Origin of the sequence: Paraburkholderia sp. J10-1 (assembly GCF_905220165.1) — a bacterium.
Lineage (GTDB): Bacteria > Pseudomonadota > Gammaproteobacteria > Burkholderiales > Burkholderiaceae > Paraburkholderia.
The window spans coordinates 43,095-66,773 of the sequence record NZ_CAJMYW010000011.1; the positions used below are offsets into that span (position 1 = coordinate 43,095).

Genomic DNA, 23,679 nt, shown 5'->3' on the forward strand with positions numbered 1-23,679 from the left:
CGACTCAGGCGCCGGGCTTGAGCACCACGCGAAAGCGCGCTTTGCCGCTTATCATCCGCTCATAGGCTTCTGCGGCGCGCGACAGCGGATATTCCTCGATCATCGGCTTCACGCCGGAGAGCGCACTGAACGCCAGGGTCTCCTGAGAGTCGGCAGCGGTGCCCGAGGGCCAGCCCTGCACCGAGTGGCGGCCCATGATGAACTGCGTGATCGGCACCTCCACGGGCTCCTGCGAGACGCCGACCATGATCATCTTGCCGTTCAGGCCAAGGCCGCCCAGCGCGGCGCTCATGGCCTTGCCGCTCGTGGCCGTGGCGAGGATCACGCGCGCGCCGCCTAGCGCGAGCAACGCCTGCGCGACGTCCTGCGAGGCGCTGTCGATATAGTGATGCGCGCCGAGTTGCTTCGCGAGCGGCGCCTTGTCCTGCCCGCGCGCGATGGCTACGGTGACGAAGCCCATTTTGCGCGCGTACTGCACGCCGAGATGGCCGAGCCCGCCAATACCGAGGATCGCTACGACATCGCCCGCGCGCGCGCCGCTGTGGCGCAGCGCGTTGAAGGTGGTGATGCCGGCGCACAGAAGCGGCGCGGCGTCGACGTCGGAGAGGTCGTCGGGCATGCGCGCGAGCGCTTCCTGCGGCGCCACCATGTAATCGGCATAGCCGCCGTCGTAGCTGATGCCGGGAATTTGCCCGTTCTTGCAAAGCACGAAGTCGCCGTGCCGGCAGTGTTCACAATGGCCGCAATGGCCGCCGTGCCAGCCCACGCCGATGCGCTGCCCGACCTGCCAATCCTCGACGCGCGCGCCTAGCTTTGCGATCACGCCCGCGATCTCGTGGCCGGGCACGCGCGGAAACTGGAGGCCTGGCCAATGGCCTTCCTTCGTGAGCGAATCGCTATGGCAGATCCCGCAGGCGTGCACCTTGACGAGGACGTGTCCTTCGGGCGGCTCGGGAATATCGCGTTCAACCAGTTCGAGCGGGGCACCCGGTTCTGCTACCTGTACTGCGTGCATCTTTGCCATCGTCTGCTCCTGGGAAAGTGGGCTTTCGCCGGTGATGTCGTGGCGACGTGCGACTACCGCGACATTGTAGGACGATGGTGAGAGCGCTTCGTGTTGCGCGACGTGGGCACTCGAGGGGGGATGTTTGTTAGCGTTGGGTTACGCGGGCAGTCGACAACGTACTGGCGACCGTCAACAATTACCGGAAGTGCCAACGATACGGATGACCGGGGCGAATGAACAATCTTGAAGTTACGCTGCGCGCAGCGACGCCTGCCGACGAGCCATTTCTGTTCGATTTGCGCAGGGCGACGATGGACGAACACCTGGCACGCGCTGGCGAGCCGACCGACGAGCGCGCGCATTGGGCGCGTCTTCGTTACCGCTACAACGATGCCTATATCGTTTGCTGCGGGTCCGAAAGACTCGGCCTTTTCAAATTCTTTCGGGATGCGGATGAATGGACCATCGTGCAAATCCAGATTCTCCCGGCCTGGCAGGGTCGCGGCATCGCGGCCCATCTTCTCCATGAGTTTTTGAAGCAGGCGGACGGCGCCGGTGTGCCTGTCAAGCTAAGTGTTTTGAAAGGCAATCGCGCGATCGGCCTTTACGAGCGCTTTGGGTTTCAGGTCGTGAATAGTACTGACACGTCATGGCAAATGAGGCGAGGGTGAGCGGCAGCAGGCGCTAGGCCGGGCCATCCGATGACGGGCCGGCTCCGCCCGACCCAAGATTGAGGTCTCTGAGCCGTGCGACGGCTTCATCGCGGCTCGACACGCCCAATTTGCCGTAGATGTTCTTCAGGTGCCACTTCACCGTTTCCGGCGAAATCGCGAGTGTGCGCGCAATCCGCTTATTGGGCATGGCCTGGGCGAGCAGCTGCACGACATCCGCTTCGCGCTCGCTCAACATCATGGCGGGCTTTTGTTGCGCGCCAGTTCCACCATCAACTGGCCGCTGTGCCGGGTGGACCGAATCCGTCATGCTGTGCGCGGCCTGCAACCGGCCGACATAGAACGAGAGGACCGGGTCCGCCGGCTCGCTCTGCACGACGCGTGTGACTAGTTCCAGCACACCGGGGCCGGCATCCAGCACGCTGCGCACGAGACCGAGCCGGTGCCCGCGCCGCAGTGCTGCCGTCACCGCTGGCGCCACGGCATGAGTTCGTCCGAGGCTGGCATGCGCGAGCGCCCCGAGCAGCTGGAAGTGTGTGGCGTGGCGTTGCCAGCCGCGCGCTTCGCACGCTGGGACCAATCGATCGATCTGCGCTGAGGCGGCCTCATGATTCTCATGGGCGAAAGCCCAAAGCATGTTGGCGCGTGCCGCGTGCACCGCCACGTGCCCAAGCGGCCCCGTGCGCTCGACGGAAATGCCTTCGGCAATCCTGTCGAGGCGATGGAGCGCCGCTTGGGCGTCGCTGGTTCGGCCGCGTTGCAGGTGGCGCTGGACCTGGTCGGCGAGACTGTGCGCGACGAGCCGGTTCAAGCGATATTGCCTGCCGTACTCTTCGAGGCGTTCCAGCCACGCAAAGCTGTCCATCTCGTGTCCGGCGATCCAGTGCACGGACGACAGCGCCGTCAGCACCCGCAACACCGCATCGGGAATCGACACGCGTTCGAGCACCTCGATCCGCTCTTCCAGAAGTCGCCGGCAGGCGTCCAGCTCATTGAACTCATAGAGCACTTCGCCGAGTAGCGCCGCCGCAAGCGATGCGGCCTCGGCGGCCTCGCGGCCGCGCCGGTCGGCTTCGGCCATCACGTCGCGGCAGATTCGCTCTGCCTGCAGAAAGCGCCCTTCGAGCGAAAAACTGAGGCCCATGACGCATCTGCCGTACAGCATGCCGGCCGGCGTGCCCATCAGCTCGACACCGTTGACGAGCAGGGCGGGCGAGTCTGTCTGGATGGCGCGCGCCCGCTCGTACTCGCCAGCATGCATATAGAGCCACGACAGGATGTTGTTGCGCCCACCGATGCCCACGCTGTCGATCTCGGCGGGCACATTCAGCAAGCACGGCTCCACAGCGCTCACGCCGTCACTATCGTCACGCTGGACAGACAGTGTCGCCTGGGTGATCGCGAGCCGATAGCGCGCGCCGTGGTCGTCGGGCGCCACGTCGGCGAGCAACCCGTCAAGGATAGCCTCGCACGCGTCGAAGTCTCGTGCATAGAGCTTCAAACGCGCGTTCCATAACCGCAGACCGAAGCGCGCCTCGATCTCGGACGCCGGCAGCATGCGAATAATCGCCGCGAGCTTGCGCAGGTCGCCCTGGATCTGCATCTGTTGCGCAACCTGCACGACCTCGTCGGCGGCCGTTGCGGTTTCTCCGGCGAGCAGCGCGTGGCGGATTGCTTCGTCGTGCCGATCGTGCGCGCGAAACCAGCGCCACGCCCTGTGATGCACCTCACGTTGCTGCTCGAGCGGCCATGAGCGAAAGCGCTGCAGCAGCGTCTCGCGAAAGAGCGGATTCAGGCGATACCATTTCTCGCTTCCCGACGACGCAATGGACTCGACAAAAAGGTTGTCGCATTCGAGTCGGCCAGGGATCCGGCCATGCAGCTCCGGATTCGCGCCGAGTGCGGCGCACAGTGAAGCGCAAAATATCGTGCAGGGCGCGAGCCTGACGAGCAGGTCGAGTTCTTCGGCAGACAGTTGCGGCAGGACTTCGCGCTCGAAATAGTCGGCAACGCCGCGCGCGTCGAGGAAGTGGCTGCGGGGCACATGCCCGGCAAGCGGAGCGCCTTGCTCGCCCCGCTCGCCGCGCCGCAAATGCGCCGCGAGCAGCAGCAAGCCCGCCACCCAGCCATCCGTGAGCTCATGCATTTTTTGCGCGTCGCGCCGCTCCAGATGACTGACCTTCGCTTTCAGGAATGCTTCGGATTCCTCTGCGGTGAACCGAAGGTCGCGCATGCTGAGTTCGAGGGACTGGCCGCCATCGCGCAGCCTGCCAAGCGACACGGGAACGGCGCTGCGCGAGGCCATGACAATGTGCAGGTTGGGCGGCGCGTAGTCGAGCAGCCACTGCACGGTTTCGCGCACCTGAAGATCGACGACGTGGTGTGCGTCGTCGAGCATCAGCATCAAGTGGCGCGGGTGCCGGTCAATGCCGCTTACAAGGGCGACGAGGGAGCGCTCGACGGCTTCGTCGTCGGTGCCGCGGCCAGAGAGCAGCGCGGCCTCGTGCGGTATGGCGGGGTCGACCTGGGCGAGGCTCGCGGCGAGGTCGTCGAGCCAGCGCGACATGTCATTGTCTTCGGGGGCGAGCGTGAGCCATGCCACGTCGAAGCTGAGCGGCAACAACGCGCGGCGCAAGGCCAGCAAAAGCGCCGTCTTTCCGCAGCCCGCCGGCCCCTCGAGTATGAGGCAGCGGCGCCGGCGCGCTTCGGTCAACTGCGCGAGCAGGCGTTCGCGCGCCAGCACCCGTGCGTCCATACGCGGCGGCTGCAGTCGCTGTTCGGCTTCGCTCAACAGGGAGGCCAACTGTGACTGGGAAGATTCCATGGGGTCACATAAAGCAGAATGTTTGCCCGGCAAATGCCGCGGCGCGACGACGTGCCCGCATTCATGCGCTGGTCGATTGTACAGTGGGGGCCCCGAAAGCGGCGTCCGGAAGGTCGGCAGACCTGACGACGCCGCAGCCGCCCTCAGGCCGTGCTTGCGACGAAGGCACGAGGCGTGGGGCGATAGACTTCGTCGATCAGATCGCCGCGCCGCGCGCGGCAGGCTGCCTGATTGACATAGCCCTTGTCGGTGGTTTCGTTCGCGTCGATCGAGGGCGGCTCGGCCATGAGCATCAGGCGCCTGACATGGAGGCTCGCGCCGGACGCCTTCTGCATGCGCAGCCGCTCGTTCAACGCGGCAATGACGACGGGATGCGCAATGAGCGCCTCGACTTCCAGCGCGGCGAGTTCCGGCGCGAGCCGCCGACAGGCCGCCACATTTGGCCACGCGAGCGCCGCCACATAGTCGCGGTCATGGCCGCAGATGACCGCATCGGTCAAGAGCGGGGCGCATTGCTCCAGCAGACCGAGCCTGACACTCCCGGTGCGGACCCACGTTCCATTGGTGAGCTTGAAATCTTCGGCTACACGACCGGCGAAGCGCAGACCTTCCGAGGGATTCTCCGCGTTCACGAGGCGCACCGCGTCGCCGAGACACAAATAGCCCTCCTCATCAAAGGCCTTCGCGCTCTGGGACGGGTCCTTCAGGTAGCCACCGAAGATCGCTGCGCCCCGCATGCGGATTTCGAAGCGCCCGTCGCCGCCTTCGAGTGGCGCCAGCTTGAGTTCCACGCCGGGGCCCGGCACGCCGATGTTGCCGAGATCGTCGGACGGCATGGCGAACCAGGTGCCCGTGCCGTTGGTTTCGGTCGCGCCCAGCGAAGTGCAAAACGTCAGGTGCTCGCCGATGGTCTCTGCGGCCACCCGCTGGATGCGCTCCCAGGTGGCTCGCGGAAGGCTCGCGCCTCCGTAACCGAAATTGATAAGCCGTGCGAAGAGCTTTTGCGCCAGCTGCGCATCGTCTTCGAGCGCGTTTGCGAGCATCGTCAACGCTGAGGGAGCGCTGCTGAATGCGGTCGGCGAAACGTCACGCAGGTTGCGCAAGGTGCGCTCGAAGTGGCCCGCTACCGGTCGCCCATCGTCGATGTAATGGCTCGCGCCCGTCACCATCGTGCGACCAAATGCCAGCACCCCGCCCATGGTGTGATGCCACGGCATCCAGTCGAGAAATACCGGTTGCGGCTCGGACAGCGTGCCGTAGATCCGGACGAAATAACGCGTCGCCGCCTTGAAGTTGGCGTAAGTGGAGACGACCCCCTTGGGCGCGCCTGTCGAGCCGGATGTGAACAGGATGCGCAACACATCGGCGGGCTGGATGGCTGCGCGCGCGGAGGCAAGCGCGGCAATGCGCGCTGGCGTCAGTTCGAGGCTGGCCAGCGCGTTGAATGAGCATGCTTCGTCCGTTGAACCGTGCACAGCGATGACAGGGACCTCGGGCAAGCCGAGCGCCGCAATCGCGCGCTCGAACGTCTCGCGATCCTGAACGAAGATGGCGGCGGGCTGAACCAGCGCGGCGATGCCCTTCAGGCGGGCGAAGTCGCTGCTGATCGTCGAGTAGGCCGGCGACACCGGCGCCGTGGGCACGCCGGCATACTCCGCCGCGAGCAGCAGGATCGCCTGCTCGATCGAGTTGCCGGACAGCAGCATCAGCGGGCGTTCTTGCCCCAGTCCGAGGTTGAGGAGGCCCGCAGCCACATGTCTGACCTGGTTCCAGAGCCCGGACCAGGTGATCGAGCGCCATCCGCCTTGTGCGTCGCGCTCGCAGAACACCGGCGAGTGAGCGCGGCGTTGCGCCCAGTACGGCAGAAAGTCGACGAAGCCGTTCTGCTCGATAGCAGGGGCTTGCGCAGACGAGAGAATGACGGTGCCGTCTGCGCGGTAAGTCGTGTGGACGTCCCAGGCAGGAATACGCGGGGAGCGATACGGTAGCGCCTGCGAGCAAGCGTCGGCGGGGGCGGCCATGCGGGTGTCTCCAGAGGGGGCTTGTTGTGCGAGTGATCAGGCTGCGTGGCCCGAACCTGAGGGAGAAACGATCCGGGCAACGACGCCTGGTCGAGTTTAGGTTCCGTCAGATCAGTCTGACCCACCCATCCAGGGTGGGTATTAGCTCGCACTTGTAAGGGCGATATACGGGGCAAGAACGGCCGGAGTTGGCAGCGCAAACCGAATGGAGCAATAGGTCGATGTGCCCCAATCGCTTGCGCAGCGATCCACCGTTCCCTCTTCCGGGTGAACGTTTAGCACCAGGATGGCAGGCAGACTCCCGAGCGACCTGCAATGTGAACTCGCTACGGTGCTGCTCATGTGGGTGGGGATTCAAGCACCCGTCGCAAGTGGTCGGAGTTGGCAACGGGCGTCTGCAGGTTCCACCGGCGGCTAGGCGTGGAAACCTGGACGCTGCTTGCCCCCGTACGCCCGTGCGGCTGCCTTTGTATGTCCGTTGCCTTCGTCAATGGGCGGTATTGTCGGGGTACGTCGTCGGACCTGCCGGTACTGATCCGGCAGCCGGTTTCCTAAACGCCGCAACACCTCCCTTCCGCGGCGATCGCTTATCTCCTTGATTCGTTACCCATAACGCATCGACTGTGCCTCATTTTCGCCTTTGTCTGATAGCGAAACGAGGTGGCACATCCGAAGATGGACGCGATTCGCACGTACGAGTACCGAACGCGCGTGACGCCACATGTTGCGCGAGCGCAGAACCTGACAAAGTTTAAAGGACGTCGCTGATCGTTTCGGCGAGCATTCCGGTCGAGCTGATTTTTAGCAAGCTGAAAGAAGAATGAACAGGAATACTTATCGACTGGTGTTCAGCCGCGTGCATCACATGCTGGTGGCTGTCGAGGAGACCGTAACGAGCAATGGGAGGCAGGGGAAGGGAGAGGTCGCAGTAGCCGCGACGATTGCAGCGGCGCTGTTCGTGCCGATGCTCGCCCATGCGCAGATCGTGCCTTCCGGCGCGCATGCGCCGAACGTCGTTGCCACACCAAATGGCCTGCCTCAGGTCAACGTGAATCGCCCAAGCGGTGCGGGCGTGTCGGTCAATTCCTATTCGCAGTTTGATGTTCAAAAAAACGGGGTAATTCTTAATAATTCTCCGACGGTCACGAACACGCAACTCGCGGGCTATATCAATGGCAACCCGAACTATGCGCCGGGCCAGTCCGCGAAGATCATCGTCAACCAGGTTAATAGCGCGAACCCGTCGCAGTTCAACGGGCCCGCCGAGATCGCGGGCAATGCCGCGACGTTCGTCCTCGCGAACCCCTCGGGCATATCAGTCAATGGCGGCGCATTTATCAACACGAATCGCGCGGTGCTCACGACGGGCACGCCGACCTATGCACCGGACGGCTCGCTCGCGGGCTATAGCATCAACGGCGGCACCATCACCGTGCAAGGTGCGGGCTTTAACGCTGTGAATGTGGACCATGTGGATATCCTCGCGAGAGCCGTTCAGGCGAATGCGGCGATCTATGCGGGCAAGAACCTGAACGTCATCGCGGGCGCGAACCAGATCGACCATAACACGCTCGCGGCGACGCCCATCGCTGGCAATGGCCCTGCGCCGTCCGTTGCGATTGACGTCAGCCAGCTGGGCGGGATGTACAGCGGGAAGATATTTTTAGCTTCCAACGAGTACGGGGTGGGTGTCAGCACCCAGGGCGTGATCGCGGCGCAGTCGGGTGATCTTGCGTTGCAGTCCAACGGACAACTCGTGCTGGCGGGCAGGCAGAGCGCGAGCGGCAACGTCGTGCTCAATGCGACGCATGGCATTAACAATAGCGGCACCACCTACGCGCAGCAGGCGCTCTCGGCCAGCACCGCAGGCACGCTCGCCAATAGCGGCACGCTGGCGGCGCAAGGCGCGGTGAACGCGAGCGCGGGCGCTGTCGCTTCGACAGGCGCCCTTGCTGCGGGCGTGGACAACAACGGCAACGCCACGCAGCCCGGGAGCCTGAACGTCACCGCCTCGGGCGCGCTGACCGCCAACGGCCAGAACGTCGCGGGCGGGGAGGTGTCGCTCACCGGCAGCAGCGTCAACCTCGCAGGCAGCCAGACGGCGGCAAACGGCAACCTGACGCTCACAGCGAACGAGGGCGACCTGAACCTCGCAGGCGCGAGGTCGAGCGCAGGCGGCGCGGTCAATGCGAGCGCGACGGGGGCATTGGTCAACGACCACGGCTCGATGACGGGCGGCAGCGGCGTCACGCTCAACGCGGGCAGTATTTCGAACCAGGCAGGCGCAGTCTCGGCACAGGGGCCACTCGTTGCACAGGCATCCGGCCAGATCGCGAACCAGGGCGGCTCGTTCGTCTCGCAGAACGCGATGCAGGTACGCGGTGGCGCCATAGCGAACAACGCCGGGACGATGCAGGCGGCGCTTGGCTTCCAGGTGTCGGGATCGTCGCTGGACAATACCGCCGGGCATCTTCTCTCGCTCAATGGCGACGGCCTGAACCTCGGCGTGAAGGGCACGCTCGTGAACGGCCTGGGCGGCGTGATCGGCGGCAACGGCAACGTCAACGTGAGCGCCTATACGTTCACGAACGCGGGCCAGCTTACCGCAGCCGCAAATGCCGTCTTGCAGGCATGGGGCATCACGAACAGCGGGACGGTCAAGGCGGGCAGCGCGTTGACCGCCACGGCCAGCGGGGCGCTCTCGAACGCAGGCGGCTCGCTCTCGGGCGCGACGACAACGGTTTCGGGCGCGTCGATCGACAACACGAAGGGCGATATCGAGGGGACCACGGTCGCGGTCTCCACGCCGGGCGCGCTCGTCAACCAGGGCGGCTCGATCGAGCAGTCCGGCACGGCTGCGCAGGCGATCACGGCAGGCGGTACGCTCGACAATTCCAGCGGCGGCAAGATCGCGAGCAACGCGACGAGCCTGAGCATTGCCGGCGCTGCGCTCAACAACAATAGCGGCTCGATCCAGCACGCCGGGACGGGTACGCTCGACGTGGGCGCGAGCGGCGCGCTCACTAGTGTGGGCGGCAACATCGCGAGCAACGGCTCGGCGAACCTTCACGGCGCGAGCGTGGACAACTCGCACGGCAACGCCACCGCGAGCCAGAACCTCTCGGTGCAGGCGCAGGCAATCTCGAACGAGTCCGGCAAGATGGGCGCGGGCAATGCCCTGAACGTGAACGCCACGAGCGCGCTCGACAACCGCAACGGCTTGATGGTCGCGTCGAACGTGACGGCGCAGGCGGGCGGTGGATTCGACAACAGCAACGGCAACATCGAGGCGAACCAGCTATCGGTCAGCGCGGCGAACCTGCTCAACCGTGGCGGCTCGATCACGCAATACGGCGCTTCGCTGATGGGGTTCAATGTCAGCGGCCTGTTCGACAACTCGGCGGGCGGCACCTTCCAGACGAACGCGACAAACGTCACGCTCGCACCGGGCGCGCTGATCAACGATAACGGCACGATCACCCATGCCGGCACCGGCAAGCTGACGATCAATGCGGGCAATGGCGCAGGCTCGGCCTCGAACGCAGGCGGCAAGATCCAGGGCAACGGCGACGTCGAGATCGACGCGGGCGCGTTCAACAACACCGCCGGGACGGTCGCCGGCCAAACCGGCATGACGGCGACGATTGCGGGCGCGCTCGACAACGAGAACGGCAACCTCGTCTCGAACAAGGATCTGAACGTCACGAGCGGCACGCTGGACAACAACGGCGGGCAGATCGGCGCGGGCGCAAACGCGACGATCCAGAACGGATCGATGACCAACAGCGGCGGCACAGTCGTTGCTCCCAACCTCACGATCAGGACGAGCGGCACGCTCGACGATAGCAACGGCAACATTCAGGCGAACCAGCTATCGATCAGTGCGGCGAACCTGCTCAACCGTGGCGGCTCGATCACGCAATACAGCGCTTCGCCGATGGGATTCAATGTCAGTGGCCTGTTCGATAACTCGGCTGGCGGCACCTTCCAGACGAACGCGACAAACGTCACGCTCGCCCCCGGCGCGCTGGTCAACGATGGCGGGACGATCACCCATGCCGGCACCGGCAAGCTGACGATCAACGCGGGCAACGGCGCGGGCTCGGCCTCGAACGCGGGCGGCACGATCCAGGGCAACGGCGACGTCGAGATCGACGCGGGTGCATTGAACAACACCGCCGGGACGGTCACCGGTCAGACCGGCGTGACGGCGACGGTGGGCGGCGCGCTCGACAACGAGAACGGCAATCTCGTCTCGAACAGGGATCTGAACGTCACGAGCGGCACGCTGAACAACAACGGCGGGCAGCTCGGCGCGGGCGCAAACGCGACGATCCAGAACGGATCGATGACCAACAGCGGCGGCACGGTCGTTGCCCCCAACCTCACGATCAGGACGAGCGGCACGCTCGACGACAGCAACGGCAACGTTCAGGCGAACCAGCTCGCGTTGAGCGCGACGGATCTCGTCAACCGCGCGGGATCAATTACCCAGTACGGCGCATCTTCGATGGGGTTCAGCGTCACAGGCACGTATGACAACACATGGGGCACGCTCCAGACGAACGCGACGAATTTGATGCTCGCACCGGGTGCACTGATCAATGACTACGGCAAGATCATCGACGCGGGAACGGGCACGCTGACGATTACCCCAGGGGGCGGCGCGGGTGCCTTCTCGAACGTGGGCGGTCAGGTCATTGCTGCTGGCGGCATCTACGCGCAGGCCGCGAGCATGAACAATACGGGCGGCGTGATCGCGGCGCAGGGCAATATCACGGCGAATATCGCGGGCGACCTGCTCAACGAGGACGGGTCCGTCCGCTCGCTCTCGTCCCTCTCGCTTGCAAGCGGCGGAAAGATCGACAATACGCGCGGCCAGGTCCAGTCGGGCACCGGCACGGCAGGCGACGCAAGTACGCTCGCCATTCACGCCGCGTCGGTTGACGACACGAACGGCCTGATCGGCAACCTCGGCACCGGCGACACGACCGTCCGCGGCGACAGCCAGATCGTCAACAGCGGCGGCGTCGTGACGGGCAACGGCAAGGTGGCGGTTGACACATCGGCCCTCGTCAATACGCAGAACGCGCAATTGAGCGGCGCGAGTGTCGCGATCCAGGCCGATACGGTCGACAACAGCGACAGCAAGATCGGCAGTTTCGCGGGTTCGAACGGCGATGTCTCGATCACGACGACCGGTGCGCTCACGAACACGAACGGTCAGATTGGCGCAACGCACAACCTGTCTGTGAACGCGGCGGCGCTGACGGGCGGCGGCGCATACAGCGCGGCGAATGACGTCGCGGTCAGCGTGCAGGGCGACTTCGCGCCCACGCCGGATCTGCAGTTCGCCGCAGGCAATAACCTTTCCTTTACGCTACCCGGCACGTTCAGCAACAGTGCGCTGGTTGAAGCGGCGAACAACCTGGACGTCAATGCAGGCGCGATCGGGAACAGCGGCGTCATGATGGCGGGCGGCACGCTCACCACGCACTCGGACACGCTCGTCAATACGGGGACGATGGTCGGCGGCAGCGTGTCGCTGAACGCGAACAGCAAGATCGCGAATGTCGGGCCGACCGCGCTCATTGGCGCAACGGACAGCAACGGCACGCTCGAACTGCTCGCGCCCGAGATCGACAACGTCGACAGCACGACCGCGACCGATACGCAGGCGACGACCGCGATCTACGGCCTCGGAAAAGTCGTACTGGCGGGCGGCAAGGATGCGAACGGCAACTACACCAACGCAAACCTGATCCTCAACCAGTCGGGGTTGATCGAGTCGGCGGCAGACATGGAACTCCACGCCAGCCAGGTCACGAATACCCGTACGACGATGACGACGACCGGCCTGAACCAGCCGGTCTCCCAGGCGCTGCTGGACCAGCTCGGCCTCAGTCTGTCGGGGTGCACGGCCATCTACATGGACGCGTGCGGCCCGGGTAATCCGGTGGTCTGGGGCAACGGTGTGACGGGCGACCCTAACATGATCGGTGGCGTCTTCATCGATCCACCACACGGCGGATCGATGAACAGCACGTACCAGTACACGACCTATACGGGTACGGCGCTGGCGAACCTGGTCGCGGGCATCAGTCCGCAGGCGCAGATCATCTCGGGTGGCAACCTCGACGCGTCGAACGTGGGCACATTCCAGAACTACTGGAGCGCGGTCGCGGCGGTCGGCAACGTCGCCGCGCCTGTCTCGCTCGACCAGAACTCGTGGCAGGGGCAGGCGGCCCCGTCCGTCCAGATCACGTACTCGGGGCTTTACCACTATCGCACCTACGACGGCAAGTACTGGACCTACTCGTTCTGCGATGGATCGGGCTGTAACGCGCCTGCCGATATCAAGAGCTACGCGCTGCCTGCCTACGAATCGACGTTCGTCGCGGGCGGCACGCTTTCGGGTACGGGTATCAGCATCGACAACACGGCGGGTAATGCGGGCATCCCGTCGCTCGGACTCGCGCCCGGCCAGGCGCTAACCGGCGTGACCATCGGCGGGATCAGCGGCAGCGCGGGCGCGAATGCGGGGGCCGCCTCGTCGGTCAGCGGCAACGCGGGCGCGAATGCGGGGGGCGCCTCGTCGGTCAGCGGCAGCGCGGGCGGCACGAAGGGCGGCGCATCGTCGGTGAATGGCGGCACGATGGTCAATCCGGCTATCGCCAGCGCGGCCGCGCAGACCGTGCTGCAAAACCTCACGATCCCGCAGGGCGGGCTGTTCAGTCCGGCGACCGCGCCGGGCGCCAGCTACCTCATCGAGACGAACCCGGCCTTCACGAACCAGAAAACGTTCATTTCGAGCGACTACTACCTGCAACAGCTTGGGCTGAATCCGCAGACGACCGAGAAGCGTCTCGGCGATGGCTTCTACGAACAGCAGCTCGTACGCAACCAGATCACGTCGCTCACCGGCAAGGCGGTACTTGGTCCGTACACGGATCTGCAATCGATGTACCAGTCCCTGCTGGCTGCAGGCGCATCGCTCTCGAAGTCGCTCGATCTGCCGCTCGGCATGAGCCTCTCGCCCGAGCAGGTCGAGCAACTCACGAGCAACGTCATCATCATGCAGACCGAGGTTGTCGACGGCCAGTCGGTGCTGGTGCCGGTCGTCTATCTCGCGAAGACAAGCCAGCAGAACATGAACGGCCCGCTCATTGCCGCGACCGATATCGATCTTCAGAACGCCCAGACCTTCACGAACAGCGGGACCGTGCAGGCCAGCAATACGATGTCGATCCAGGGGCAGCAGATCAACAACGCGTTCGGCGCGCTGCAAAGCGGCGGGCTGATGTCGCTGAATACCACCGGCAATGTCGACCTGACTTCGGCCACCGTGAAGGCCGGCAGTCTCGCACTGAACGCTGGCGGCGATCTGCTGCTCAATACGGCGGCAAAGACTGTCGACCAGGTTGGCGCCAATGGCGCTACGCGCACCACGACCACGCTCGGGCCGGTTGCAAGTGTCAACGTCGCGGGCAACGCCGCCATCGTGACAGGCGGCAACTTCGAACAGAACGCGGCCAGCCTGAACGTGGGCGGCAACCTCGGGATGATGGTCGGGGGCAACTACGACCTCGGCACGGTCCAGACCGGCGAGCACAAGGTCGTGGCGCGCGCGAACGGGGTATCCGATACGAACGTCAACCAGGCGAACGGCAGTACCGTGAATGTGGGCGGCGTCTCGCAGATCGGCGTGGGCGGCGACCTGACGGCGACGGGTGCGAACCTCAACCTCGGTGGGGGCGGCACGCTCGCGGCGAACGGCAACGTGACGTTCCAGGCGGCGAAGGCGACCTCGACCGTCGACAGCAACAGCGCGGGCAGCGACGGTCACGGCAGTTACTCCGAATCGCTGTACAGGTCTGATGACACGCTCACGGCGACGACACTCAACGCGGGTAATTCGCTGACTGTCGCATCGGGCAAGGATATCAACGTCACCGGCAGCGCGATCACGCTCGACAAGGGCACGGCGACGCTCGCAGCAACCGGCAACGTGAATATCGGCGCGGCAACGGAAACGCACGTCGATAACTCGCAGGAGCAGCACAGCCACAGCAATGTGGTGAGCGGCAAGGAGGTCAGGAGTTCGAGCGATACGACCGTGACGCTTTCGCAGGGCAGCACAGTCTCGGCGGATGGCGTACAGATCGCGAGCGGCAAGGATATCAACGTCGCAGGCAGCACGATCGTCGGCACGAACGATGTGGCGCTCAATGCGGCGCATGACGTGAACATCACGACGACGCAGGACACGATGCAGTCCTCGACCAGCTACGAGGAGAAGCGTACGGGCCTGGGGACCAGCGGCCTGACGGTGACGATTGGTACCAACAAACTCGCGACGACCGATCAGGAGTCGAGCGTCACCAACAACGCGAGCACGGTCGGCTCGGTCAACGGGAACCTCTCGATCCAGGCGGGCAACACGCTGCACGTCACCGGCAGCGATCTCGTCGCGGGTGGCAACGTGACGGGCACGGCGGCGAACGTCGTCATCGACTCGGCGACCGATGCCACGCATCAGGCGCAGACGCAAAAACAGAGCAGCAGCGGCCTCACGATCGGCCTCTCGGGTAGCGTGGGCGACGCGATCAACAACGCGTATGCCCAGGGCCAGGCTATCGGCCATTCGGCCAGCAGCGGCAACGACCGGGCTGCGGCACTGCACGCCATCGCGACGGCGGGCGATGCGGCGATCGCGGGTATGGGCGGTGCGGCGCTGGCGGGCGGTGCAGCCGGCCCGACCGCGCCGAGCATCAGCATTCAGGTGAGCGTCGGTTCGAGCAAGAGCCAGAGCCAGTCGTCGGAGGATCAGACGATCCAGCGCGGCTCGAACGTGCAGGCAGGCGGCACGGCGGCGTTGGTTGCAACGAACGGCGACCTGACCATCGCGGGCTCGAACGTGAGCGCGAACGATGTGGTGCTCGCCGCGAAGAATCAGGTGAACGTCATCAATACGACCAGCACCGATTCGACGCGCAGCTCGAACAGTTCGAGCAGCGCGAGCGCGGGCGTCTCGTTTGGCACGCAGGGCTGGGGCGTTTCGGCGTCGATGGCGAACGCGCACGGCGATGCGAACAGCGACGCGTCGATCCAGAACGCTTCGCACGTGACGGGCGGCAACAGCGTCACGGTGATCTCGGGCGGCGATACCAATATCACCGGTTCGCAGATCGCGGGCAAACAGGTGACTGCCGATGTGGGCGGCAACCTGAACGTTGGGAGCGTGCAGGACGTCACGAACAGCGCGGCGCATCAGAGCAGCGCGGGCGGTGGCTTCTCGATCAGCCAGGGCGGCGGCAGTGCGAGTTTCAGCGCACAGAACGGCCACGCCGATTCGAACTATGCGGGCGTGAACGAGCAGGCCGGGATCATGGCGGGCGATGGCGGGTTCAACGTCAACGTGAAGGGCAATACCGGGCTGACGGGCGCGGTGATTTCGAGCACGGCGGACGCGGCGCAGAACAGCCTGACGACCGGCACGCTCACCTACAGCGATATCGCCAACCACTCGCACTACGACGCAAACAGCAATGGCATTAGCGCAGGCGTGGGTGTCGGCAATACGGGCAAGGCTGTTGGCCCTGGCTCGGTGAGCAATACGGCCAGCGTCGCGCCGATGATGTCGCAGAACGAGAACGGCGATTCGATCGCGACGACGCGCAGTGCAATCAGCGCGGGCACGATCAATATCACCAACCAGGGCGCGCAGACGCAGAACGTGGCGAACCTGAACCGCGACACGACGAACACGAACGGCACGGTTGCGAACACGCCTGACGTGAACAACATCCTGAACCAGCAGGCCGACACGATGCAGGCCGCGCAGGCGGCGGGACAGGTCGTGGCGCAGGGAATCGGTCAGTATGCGGATAACAAGCGCGAAGCAGCGGTCAAGGCTGGCGACCAGGCAACCGCTGCGGCGTGGGACGAAGGCGGCGACAACCGCACGGCGCTGCATATCGCGGGCGGCGCGCTCATCGGTGGTCTCGGCGGCGGAACGGCGTTCAGTACGATCGGCGGCGCAGCGGGCGCAGGTCTCGCCTCGCACTTCGCGAACCAGTTGGATAGCCTTTCGAAGGGTGTAGCATCGGAAGCGGGTTCGGATCTGATCGGCAACCTGGCAGGCAACATTGCGGCGGGCCTCGGCGGCGCGGTCGTAGGCGGTACGGCGGGTTCGGCGACGGGCTCAGCGGTGGAGTTGTACAACCAGCAGCTTGATCCGAAAAAGAACGCATTGTCGAAGGTGTGTAGTGGTATGTCGGCCTGCGATCCTTCGCTGGCAATGGCGGCGGTGAATGCTGATGGGGCGAACGCAAACGCGTCGCCGATTAACGCGATTGGTCCAAACTATGTCTCCATCGGCTCGGGATCTTTGTCCGCTAGTGGTGGCATTGCGACGAATTTATACGACGGTACGACATATATGTCGGCTGGTGTTACACAGGGCAATCCTGGCTCAATTACGGTGATGCCAGGTCTAGTTGCTACGGTCGGATGGATATGGGGCGCGCGTGATGCCAAATCTACAAATTCGTTTATGAATGGTGATGGAACGCAAGCATATATATCAGTGCCGACGCCTTTTGATGTAAATTTAGTTGGTGCAATTACACATTCGTACGGTGGAAGCACGGCATTGGAAATAGGCGTTGCATCGCCGGGGAAAATATCTTATGGATATTCCCCGTTCAGTCATGCCGTTCCCGTAATTAATTCTGAAAAATAGGAGGTTATATGGTAGCGCCGGGCGGACCCGACGAAGAGACATGGAAGAAAATGGGAAAGGATTCCAAAAGAAATTATTGGATTCTTGTGATCGCATTTTGGCTAGTATTCGCCGGATTTCTGATTAAGAAGTTCGTACATTGATTGGTCAAGCTCCAACTGACTCCGGTGCGCGATGGATTTCGGGCGGTACAACGGCGGGCGGCAATCCGATCCTGACACAGATAACAGCGCAGGCCGACCTTCAATTGCAGAGCTATATCACAGCCAGCTACAACAGCGCTTCGCCGGGACAGGTGCCAAGCCAGTTTACCTATCCGCAGACGGGAAGTGGTTCGACCAACATTACCGGGCCGTTCACGAACTTCGATCAGTCTGATGTCAATTACGTGCGCAGTACTGCGGCAGATGCGACAGCGATGATTTCGACGAACGCCGGGCGCTTTGGTGCGGCAACGGCTGCGGCAGCCAGCCTCCCGACGCCGTATTCCCCGGCGCTTGCGACGGCTTCTTACATTGCCACGGTTGCGGGCTTTGGTGCTGACGCGATTGGTCAAATGGTTCAGCCAAATATTGGTCAGTATTCTCTGTCTGGAGTTACTAGCTATGTATCCGGTAACTTGTCGGATAGATACCCCGGGCTTGCCCCGGCAATTAATGAGACTTCGAATGCTATCAATAGCAGTAACATCGCAACGAAAGCTCAAAATTCCATCAACAACTATTGGGATTCATTCGTCAGATACTGGAGCAATTCAAGGTGAAGATTCAGCTCATTGAGGAAGGAAATTTTAAGCGTTGGGTTCGAACTAGCCTGCTTGCCTCTGGCTTGTTCATCATGTTCATTGCGATCAAATATGTACCTCCCGCTCCTTTCGGCGGACTCTTGTTCCTGGTTGGTTTGGCTATTTCTGCGGTCGGCGGATACGCGAGTCGCGCGCACTTGATCGGGATCAAACCGTTCGGGGTCAACTACAAAAAGATTCGCAAGAGCTATGAAACCAAGGACGATGAGAAGCGAAATTGAAGCTCACGGCGGATGGAAACTTTCCTCGTTGGCTGCGGGTACTTTCTTTCGTGTCAGGGTTAGCAATATTCGTTGCAAGCTTGGCGATTGAATGGTTACCGCGCTGGATCAGGATGTTCTGTTTCCTGCTTGGCTTCGGAATGATGGCAATAGGTGGCTTTACTAGCCGTGCTCATATGCTTCATATCAAGCCTTTCGACAACAGCTACAAGAAGGCGCGCAGGACGTACGAAGTCGACGACAGAGACAAATCCAACAAGGACGACACGCAGGGAGGCGCGTGAACGTGGGTGTTTCGACTGACGGGACTCTTGCGGGAACATCACCATACATTCAGTTTCAAGCAAATGGTATGGCGAGCGCGGGTGCATATGTCGGCGTAGGCGGTAGTATCGGGACCAGCACGTCAAACGGTCAACTAACGACTGGCAAGAGCACCGGTGGATATGTGGAGATCGACGCGGCAATGGGCGGCGGCGGGGGACTAAATTTCTCTATAAACGACGATGGAACAATCGGAGGCATGGGCGGCTCAGGACCTGTTAGGGCTTTCCCGGGCGTTGGCTTTGGGGCAGGTATCGGCGCAGGCTTATCCACGACTTATACGTTCGTGCTGCCTTCGGTCAAAACGATAGTCGGTAAATGATGAAAGAGAAACGATTGCTGATCTTTCGAGTAATCTCGACGTATATCGTCGAGTTGCTCGCTCTGTATGGGATCGCGTATTTGCTGGCATTTATTGTCAAACGTGACGAAGCCGAGTTCTATGCTGGCTTCTTCATAATCTTCATCATGCTCGCGTGTCTTGTGAACTTGGCGCGAGCGCCACACGAATTGCTCAGCGTACTTCGGCGACCCGCGATATGGATAGCTTTTGTTGTGAATGTCGTCATTAGTTCCCTAGCCGGAAAAGGATTCAATCCGATAGCAATCCTGCCGGGATTTGGGCTGTTTGTGCTATTCGCTGCAGTGTGGAAGCGCGTTGACAGATCACGAGCGAAGAAGCCCATCGTTGAGAACGAGCGGCCCGGCAGGATAGTAAAAATCGACGATAGCGAAAGCAAGTCGTAAGGGCCGCGCCGTTTAGACGATCTGAGTCATGCTACTCCAATATCAAGCAATCAGAAGTGAGGTAAATATGCCTGCTCCGGGTTCATCTTCAGACTACTACAAGAAAATCTCCAAGAAAGCGCGGATATTTTATTGAAGTAGCGTCGTTATCGTGTTCGCAATAACCGGGGCGATTTGGATCATAAAGGTTGTTGGTCGTTGAACATGCCAGGCTCCAGCCCGAGCAGGAAAATAACTTCGTAGGCGGATATGCCGGAGGCTGCTCCACGGGGCTAGGTGGCGGCATTACGGTGTCACCCGGAAATGGAACTGCGACCGTGATTGGATTCGGTGCTGGTACGAATGTGGGCAAGACCGACAATCTTGCGTTAGTGGGCTGGGGCTTCTCTAACGATCAAGGCAAGACTGGAATTAAATGGTGACAACATGGGACCGTCGATTACATCAATTCCAAAAACGCGATTGCAGAAGATCATTTGGTGGTGCATCTTTGCCGCGATCATGGGCTTCATCGTGTGCGGTGGTGAAGAACATCTTCTTTGGTTGAAACAGCCCCTTGCTCAATTTATTTGCGATTGAGTCAGGGTTGAATCTCGGCAAAACTACTTATATTGGGACTGTCGGCGGAGGATATTCCGTTGACCAAGGCCAAACCCGAGTGAAATGGTGATGTGATGCCTAGTTTTCCATTCTCGTCTTCTACCCGATCGCGGCGTAGTCGAATTACATTCCTGATCGCCTTCACCGCGATCATGGGCTTCATCGCGTACGTGGTGGTGAAGAACATCTTCTTTGGTTGAAGCAACTCCGTGCTCAATTCGAGCGATCGGGCAGGATAGTAAAAATAGACGATAGCGAAAGCAAATCCTAAGGGCTGCGCCCTTTAATCGGTCAGTATATTCAGGCCAAAATGAAAACATTGGGTGCAGTTTGGGAATCGCACCCAGTTAACACGACCAATTAGAAATGAAAGTCAGAAATAGGCTCGCGGCCGTGCCGCTCATAGCCCTGGTCACGCTCGCGTCCAACGCGCAGCAGTTACCGACGCCCGCCGACGAAGCCGCCGCCGCGCGCGCGAACGCCGAGCAGCAACAGCAGCTTCAGCGCCAGCGCGAAGCGCAAGAGCGCGAGAGTGCAGTCTCGACGCCCTCGGTGCGCTCGGAAGTGTCGAAGGTCGAGACATATCCCGAGTTACCGAACGAAACGCCGTGCTTTCGCATTGACCACTTTACGCTCGACGTACCGGCCACGCTTCCCGACGCAGCACGCGCGAAGGGTGCGTCTGCGCTGCCCCTCGATCCGTTCGCCTTTGCGCGCGCGTGGCTCGACCACTATCGAGGCCAGTGCGTAGGCAAGACGGGTCTTGACGTGCTCACGAAGGGCCTGCAACAGGCGATCCTCAGCCGCGGCTACGTCACTACGCGCGTACTTGTCGGCCAGCAGGACCTGTCGACTGGCACGCTCGCGTTCGCGCTCGTGCCGGGCGTCGTGCGTCAGGTCCGCTTTGCCGATCCGGCAACCTGGGGAACTGTGAAAACCGCGTTCCCGGTAAGCGGTGGCGATCTGCTGAACCTGCGCGATCTCGAACAGGGCCTCGAACAGATGAAACGCGTATCGAACCAGGACGCGGACATGCAGATCGTGCCGGCTGACGTCCCCGGCGTGAGCGACGTAGTGGTCACGGTCAAGCGTTCAAAACCGTGGACGTTCGTAGTCTCGGCGGATAACTCGGGCACGGACGCCACCGGCAAGTGGCAAGGCAACGCAAGCCTTGGCCTGAACAACCCTCTCGGCCTGAACGATATCCTCTCGCTCGGTGCGAACCAGGATCTCTCATTTGGCAACAAGTCGCTCGGCTCGCACGGCTTCAATGGTTCGTACTCCGTGCCGTGGGGCTACTGGACGGCGACGCTCTCGGGCAACACGAACACCTACTATCAACCCATCGCGGGCACCGGCGGTCAGGTGTTCGTCTCAAGCGGCAACCAGCAGACGGCGGCGCTGCGCATCGCACGCGTACTCGCTCGCAGCCAGAATGACGTACTCGGCGCGTACGTCCAGCTATCGAAGCGCTTTGGCCAGAGCTTCATCGAAGATACGACGATCCCGATCCAGAACCGCAACAATACGTTCTTCGAGATGGGCGCGACGGATCGTCATTACTTCGGCGGCGCGCAGTTCGACGGCTCGCTCGCTTATCGTCAGGGCATAGGCGGTCTTGGTGCGAAACCGGACCCGGTGAACGACAACGGCACGCCAATGGCTGCGACCTACCGCTTTCACATGGCCGTGCTCGATGCGAACCTCTCGGTGTTGGGAATCGCGCTATACGGGCCGAAAAACGCCGTGGACAAAGCGGTGAAGGGGTTGACGCTGCATCGGTAAGCGTCCGGGCGGATCGCAACTAACTGCCGAGTCAACGGATGCACCGCGAGCGCAACGGCTTGCGGCACACGCGGCGATGGCGAGGGAACCAGGCGCCCGCCTTCGCCGTAAGCATTGCGTTCTTTAGCTGGCCTTGCGCACCGGCGGAAAGCGCCGCTTGCTATTCCCACCCACGGGAATACGGCGGAAGCGCTCCTTCTTGTGCTCTTCCTCGAAGTGCGAGAGCGAGAGCTTGACGAGGTCACTGCGCGAGACGATGCCCACGAGCCGCCGCGATTCGCGGTCGGCCACCACGGGCAAGCGTTCGAGCCCATGAATCGCGAGGCGTGTGGCGATCTGGCGGCAGGTTTCCTCGGGTAGCGCCATGTCGGGAGAACGTTGCGCGAGCAACGAACCGAGTGGCGTATCCAGTGCTTCGGTTGCCGCGCTCGCGCGCATGGCGTCGAGCATCGAGCGATCCACCACACCCAGGACCGCGCCGTCGCGCAGCACCGGGAAGGCGCGGCGCTGCTGCGTCGAGCCGAAGTAACGGTCGAGCGCGTCGCGCACGGTGACGTTCGCGTCGATCGTATCGACGTTGCGCGTCATCACTTCATCAACGTAATGACGCTCGAGCGGATCGACGCCGTACTCGCGATAGATGTGATAGCCGCGGCGCGCGATCTTCTCGGTCATGATCGAGCGCTTCATGACGACCGTTGCGAAGCCGTGCGCGACCAGCGTGGCCGTGAGGAGCGGCAGCAGCGCGTTGGTGTCGTGCGTGAGGCCGAAGGCGAACACGATGGCCGTGAGCGGCGCGCCGAGCGTGGCGCCGAGCGTTGCCGCCATGCACACGAGCGGCCAGAGCGCCGGGTCGCTGCCGGGCAGCACATGGCTCAGTACCGAGCCAAGCCCCGCGCCAAGCATGAGCAGCGGCGCGAGCACGCCGCCCGAGGTGCCGGAGCCCAGGGCCACGACCCAGATCACGGCTTTCACCACCAGAATGGCAATGGCGACCTGAAGCACGATGTGCTGATGCAGCAGGTCGCCGATCACGTCGTAACCCACGCCGAGCGCGCGCGGCTCGATGAAGCCGCCAATGCCCACCACGAGCCCGCCGATCGCCGGCCACCACGACCAGTGCAGCGGCAGATGGCCGAACAGGTCCTCGACCTTGTAGAGCGCCGCGGATAGCCCCGATGCAAGCGCGCCCGCCAGCAGCCCGGCAACGACGCACGAGAAGAGCGCCACGGCGTGCGGCGGCAGCGTCTGCATGGGAAAGAGCGGCGCCGTGCCGAAGAACACCGAGCGCGCGAAGCCCGCGACCGCGCACGCAAGCGCCACGGGCAGGAAGCTGCGCGGCCGCCATTCGAATAGCAGCAATTCAACGGCGAGCAGCACGGCGGCAACCGGCGTGCCGAACACGGCCGTCATGCCCGCGGCCGCGCCCGCCACGAGCAGCGTCTTGCGCTCGGCAGCGGTGACGCGCACGCATTGCGCGAGCAGCGACCCGAGCGCGCCGCCCGTCATGATGATCGGGCCTTCCGCGCCGAACGGGCCGCCGCTGCCGATCACGATGCCCGACGAGAGCGGCTTGAGCACGGCCACTTTGGGCGACATCTTGCTCTTGCCGAAGAGAATGGCTTCGATGGCCTCGGGAATGCCGTGGCCGCGAATCTTCTCGGAACCGAAGCGCGCCATCATCCCGACGATCAACCCGCCTGCCACCGGCACGGCGATGACCCACGGTCCCAGCGTGTTGAGTGCCGGCGAGCGGTCGGCGAACGAGAACTGGCCGAAGAAGAACAGGTTCGTGAACCAGTGGATCAGGCTCAGCAGCACGAACGCCGCGAGCGTGGCCAGTACGCCAATCACAGCAGCCAGCGCGCTAATGCCGGGCAGGCGTGCGTTCGCCGAAAAATCGCGCTTGTGGGAATCGTCGGAATGCATGG

At 62.9% G+C, this 23,679-nt stretch carries 11 protein-coding genes; 7 read left to right on the forward strand and 4 right to left on the reverse strand.

All coding sequences use genetic code 11. The features are described 5' to 3' along the window. Positions 1 to 4: 4 nt before the first annotated feature. On the reverse strand, positions 5 to 1,024 hold the full coding sequence (locus U5A65_RS28745) for an alcohol dehydrogenase (protein ID WP_321948617.1): 1,020 nt from the start codon (positions 1,022 to 1,024) through the stop codon (positions 5 to 7). Positions 1,025 to 1,239: 215 nt separating this feature from the next. Between U5A65_RS28745 and U5A65_RS28750 the strand changes: the two genes are divergently transcribed. Then, positions 1,240 to 1,677 carry a GNAT family N-acetyltransferase gene (locus U5A65_RS28750; RefSeq protein ID WP_321914121.1) on the forward strand — a complete coding sequence of 146 codons (438 nt, stop codon included), beginning with the start codon at positions 1,240 to 1,242 and terminating at the stop codon, positions 1,675 to 1,677. A gap of 13 nt (positions 1,678 to 1,690) precedes the next feature. Here the strand turns inward: U5A65_RS28750 and U5A65_RS28755 are convergent, their stop codons facing one another. Both U5A65_RS28755 and U5A65_RS28760 read right to left on the reverse strand, forming a co-directional pair. Then, positions 1,691 to 4,501 carry a helix-turn-helix transcriptional regulator gene (locus tag U5A65_RS28755; protein ID WP_321948618.1) on the reverse strand — a complete coding sequence of 937 codons (2,811 nt, stop codon included), beginning with the start codon at positions 4,499 to 4,501 and terminating at the stop codon, positions 1,691 to 1,693. A 143-nt stretch (positions 4,502 to 4,644) separates the two neighbouring features. Further along, a complete protein-coding gene (locus tag U5A65_RS28760) occupies positions 4,645 to 6,522 on the reverse strand; it encodes an AMP-binding protein (protein ID WP_321948619.1) in 1,878 nt (625 codons plus the stop codon). A gap of 820 nt (positions 6,523 to 7,342) precedes the next feature. Between U5A65_RS28760 and U5A65_RS28765 the strand changes: the two genes are divergently transcribed. From U5A65_RS28765 to U5A65_RS28790, 6 genes are all read left to right on the forward strand, one after another. Beyond that, positions 7,343 to 17,266: a hemagglutinin repeat-containing protein gene (locus U5A65_RS28765; RefSeq protein ID WP_321948620.1), complete on the forward strand. Its 9,924-nt coding sequence runs from the start codon at positions 7,343 to 7,345 to the stop codon at positions 17,264 to 17,266. A 139-nt stretch (positions 17,267 to 17,405) separates the two neighbouring features. Next, positions 17,406 to 18,029 carry a hypothetical protein gene (locus U5A65_RS28770; protein ID WP_321948621.1) on the forward strand — a complete coding sequence of 208 codons (624 nt, stop codon included), beginning with the start codon at positions 17,406 to 17,408 and terminating at the stop codon, positions 18,027 to 18,029. Beyond that, positions 18,026 to 18,292 (forward strand): hypothetical protein, encoded by a 267-nt coding sequence (locus U5A65_RS28775; RefSeq protein WP_321948622.1) that lies wholly within the window; start codon positions 18,026 to 18,028, stop codon positions 18,290 to 18,292. Before U5A65_RS28770 ends, U5A65_RS28775 begins: the two co-directional genes overlap by 4 nt. Beyond that, entirely contained in the window at positions 18,289 to 18,576 is a 288-nt protein-coding gene (locus tag U5A65_RS28780) for a hypothetical protein (RefSeq protein WP_321948623.1), read from the forward strand. Before U5A65_RS28775 ends, U5A65_RS28780 begins: the two co-directional genes overlap by 4 nt. Positions 18,577 to 18,934: 358 nt before the next feature. Beyond that, positions 18,935 to 19,363: a hypothetical protein gene (locus tag U5A65_RS28785; protein WP_321948624.1), complete on the forward strand. Its 429-nt coding sequence runs from the start codon at positions 18,935 to 18,937 to the stop codon at positions 19,361 to 19,363. 966 nt (positions 19,364 to 20,329) lie between these two features. Next, on the forward strand, positions 20,330 to 21,748 hold the full coding sequence (locus U5A65_RS28790; RefSeq protein ID WP_321948625.1) for a ShlB/FhaC/HecB family hemolysin secretion/activation protein: 1,419 nt from the start codon (positions 20,330 to 20,332) through the stop codon (positions 21,746 to 21,748). A gap of 123 nt (positions 21,749 to 21,871) precedes the next feature. Here the strand turns inward: U5A65_RS28790 and U5A65_RS28795 are convergent, their stop codons facing one another. Then, the gene (locus U5A65_RS28795; RefSeq protein WP_321948626.1) at positions 21,872 to 23,677 is read right to left on the reverse strand and encodes a chloride channel protein; all 1,806 of its coding nucleotides are present in this window, start codon (positions 23,675 to 23,677) and stop codon (positions 21,872 to 21,874) included. Between the last annotated feature and the right edge of the window lie 2 nt (positions 23,678 to 23,679).

Bases quoted from the DNA above. Each gene is read 5' to 3' on its own strand.
- U5A65_RS28785 (WP_321948624.1), top strand. From the start codon at position 18,935: ATGATGAAAGAGAAACGATTGCTGATCTTTCGAGTAATCTCGACGTAT.
- U5A65_RS28790 (WP_321948625.1), top strand. From the start codon at position 20,330: ATGAAAGTCAGAAATAGGCTCGCGGCCGTGCCGCTCATAGCCCTGGTC.
- U5A65_RS28765 (WP_321948620.1), top strand. From the start codon at position 7,343: ATGAACAGGAATACTTATCGACTGGTGTTCAGCCGCGTGCATCACATG.
- U5A65_RS28795 (WP_321948626.1), bottom strand. From the start codon at position 23,677: ATGCATTCCGACGATTCCCACAAGCGCGATTTTTCGGCGAACGCACGC.
- U5A65_RS28750 (WP_321914121.1), top strand. From the start codon at position 1,240: ATGAACAATCTTGAAGTTACGCTGCGCGCAGCGACGCCTGCCGACGAG.
- U5A65_RS28760 (WP_321948619.1), bottom strand. From the start codon at position 6,522: ATGGCCGCCCCCGCCGACGCTTGCTCGCAGGCGCTACCGTATCGCTCC.
- U5A65_RS28745 (WP_321948617.1), bottom strand. From the start codon at position 1,024: ATGGCAAAGATGCACGCAGTACAGGTAGCAGAACCGGGTGCCCCGCTC.
- U5A65_RS28755 (WP_321948618.1), bottom strand. From the start codon at position 4,501: ATGGAATCTTCCCAGTCACAGTTGGCCTCCCTGTTGAGCGAAGCCGAA.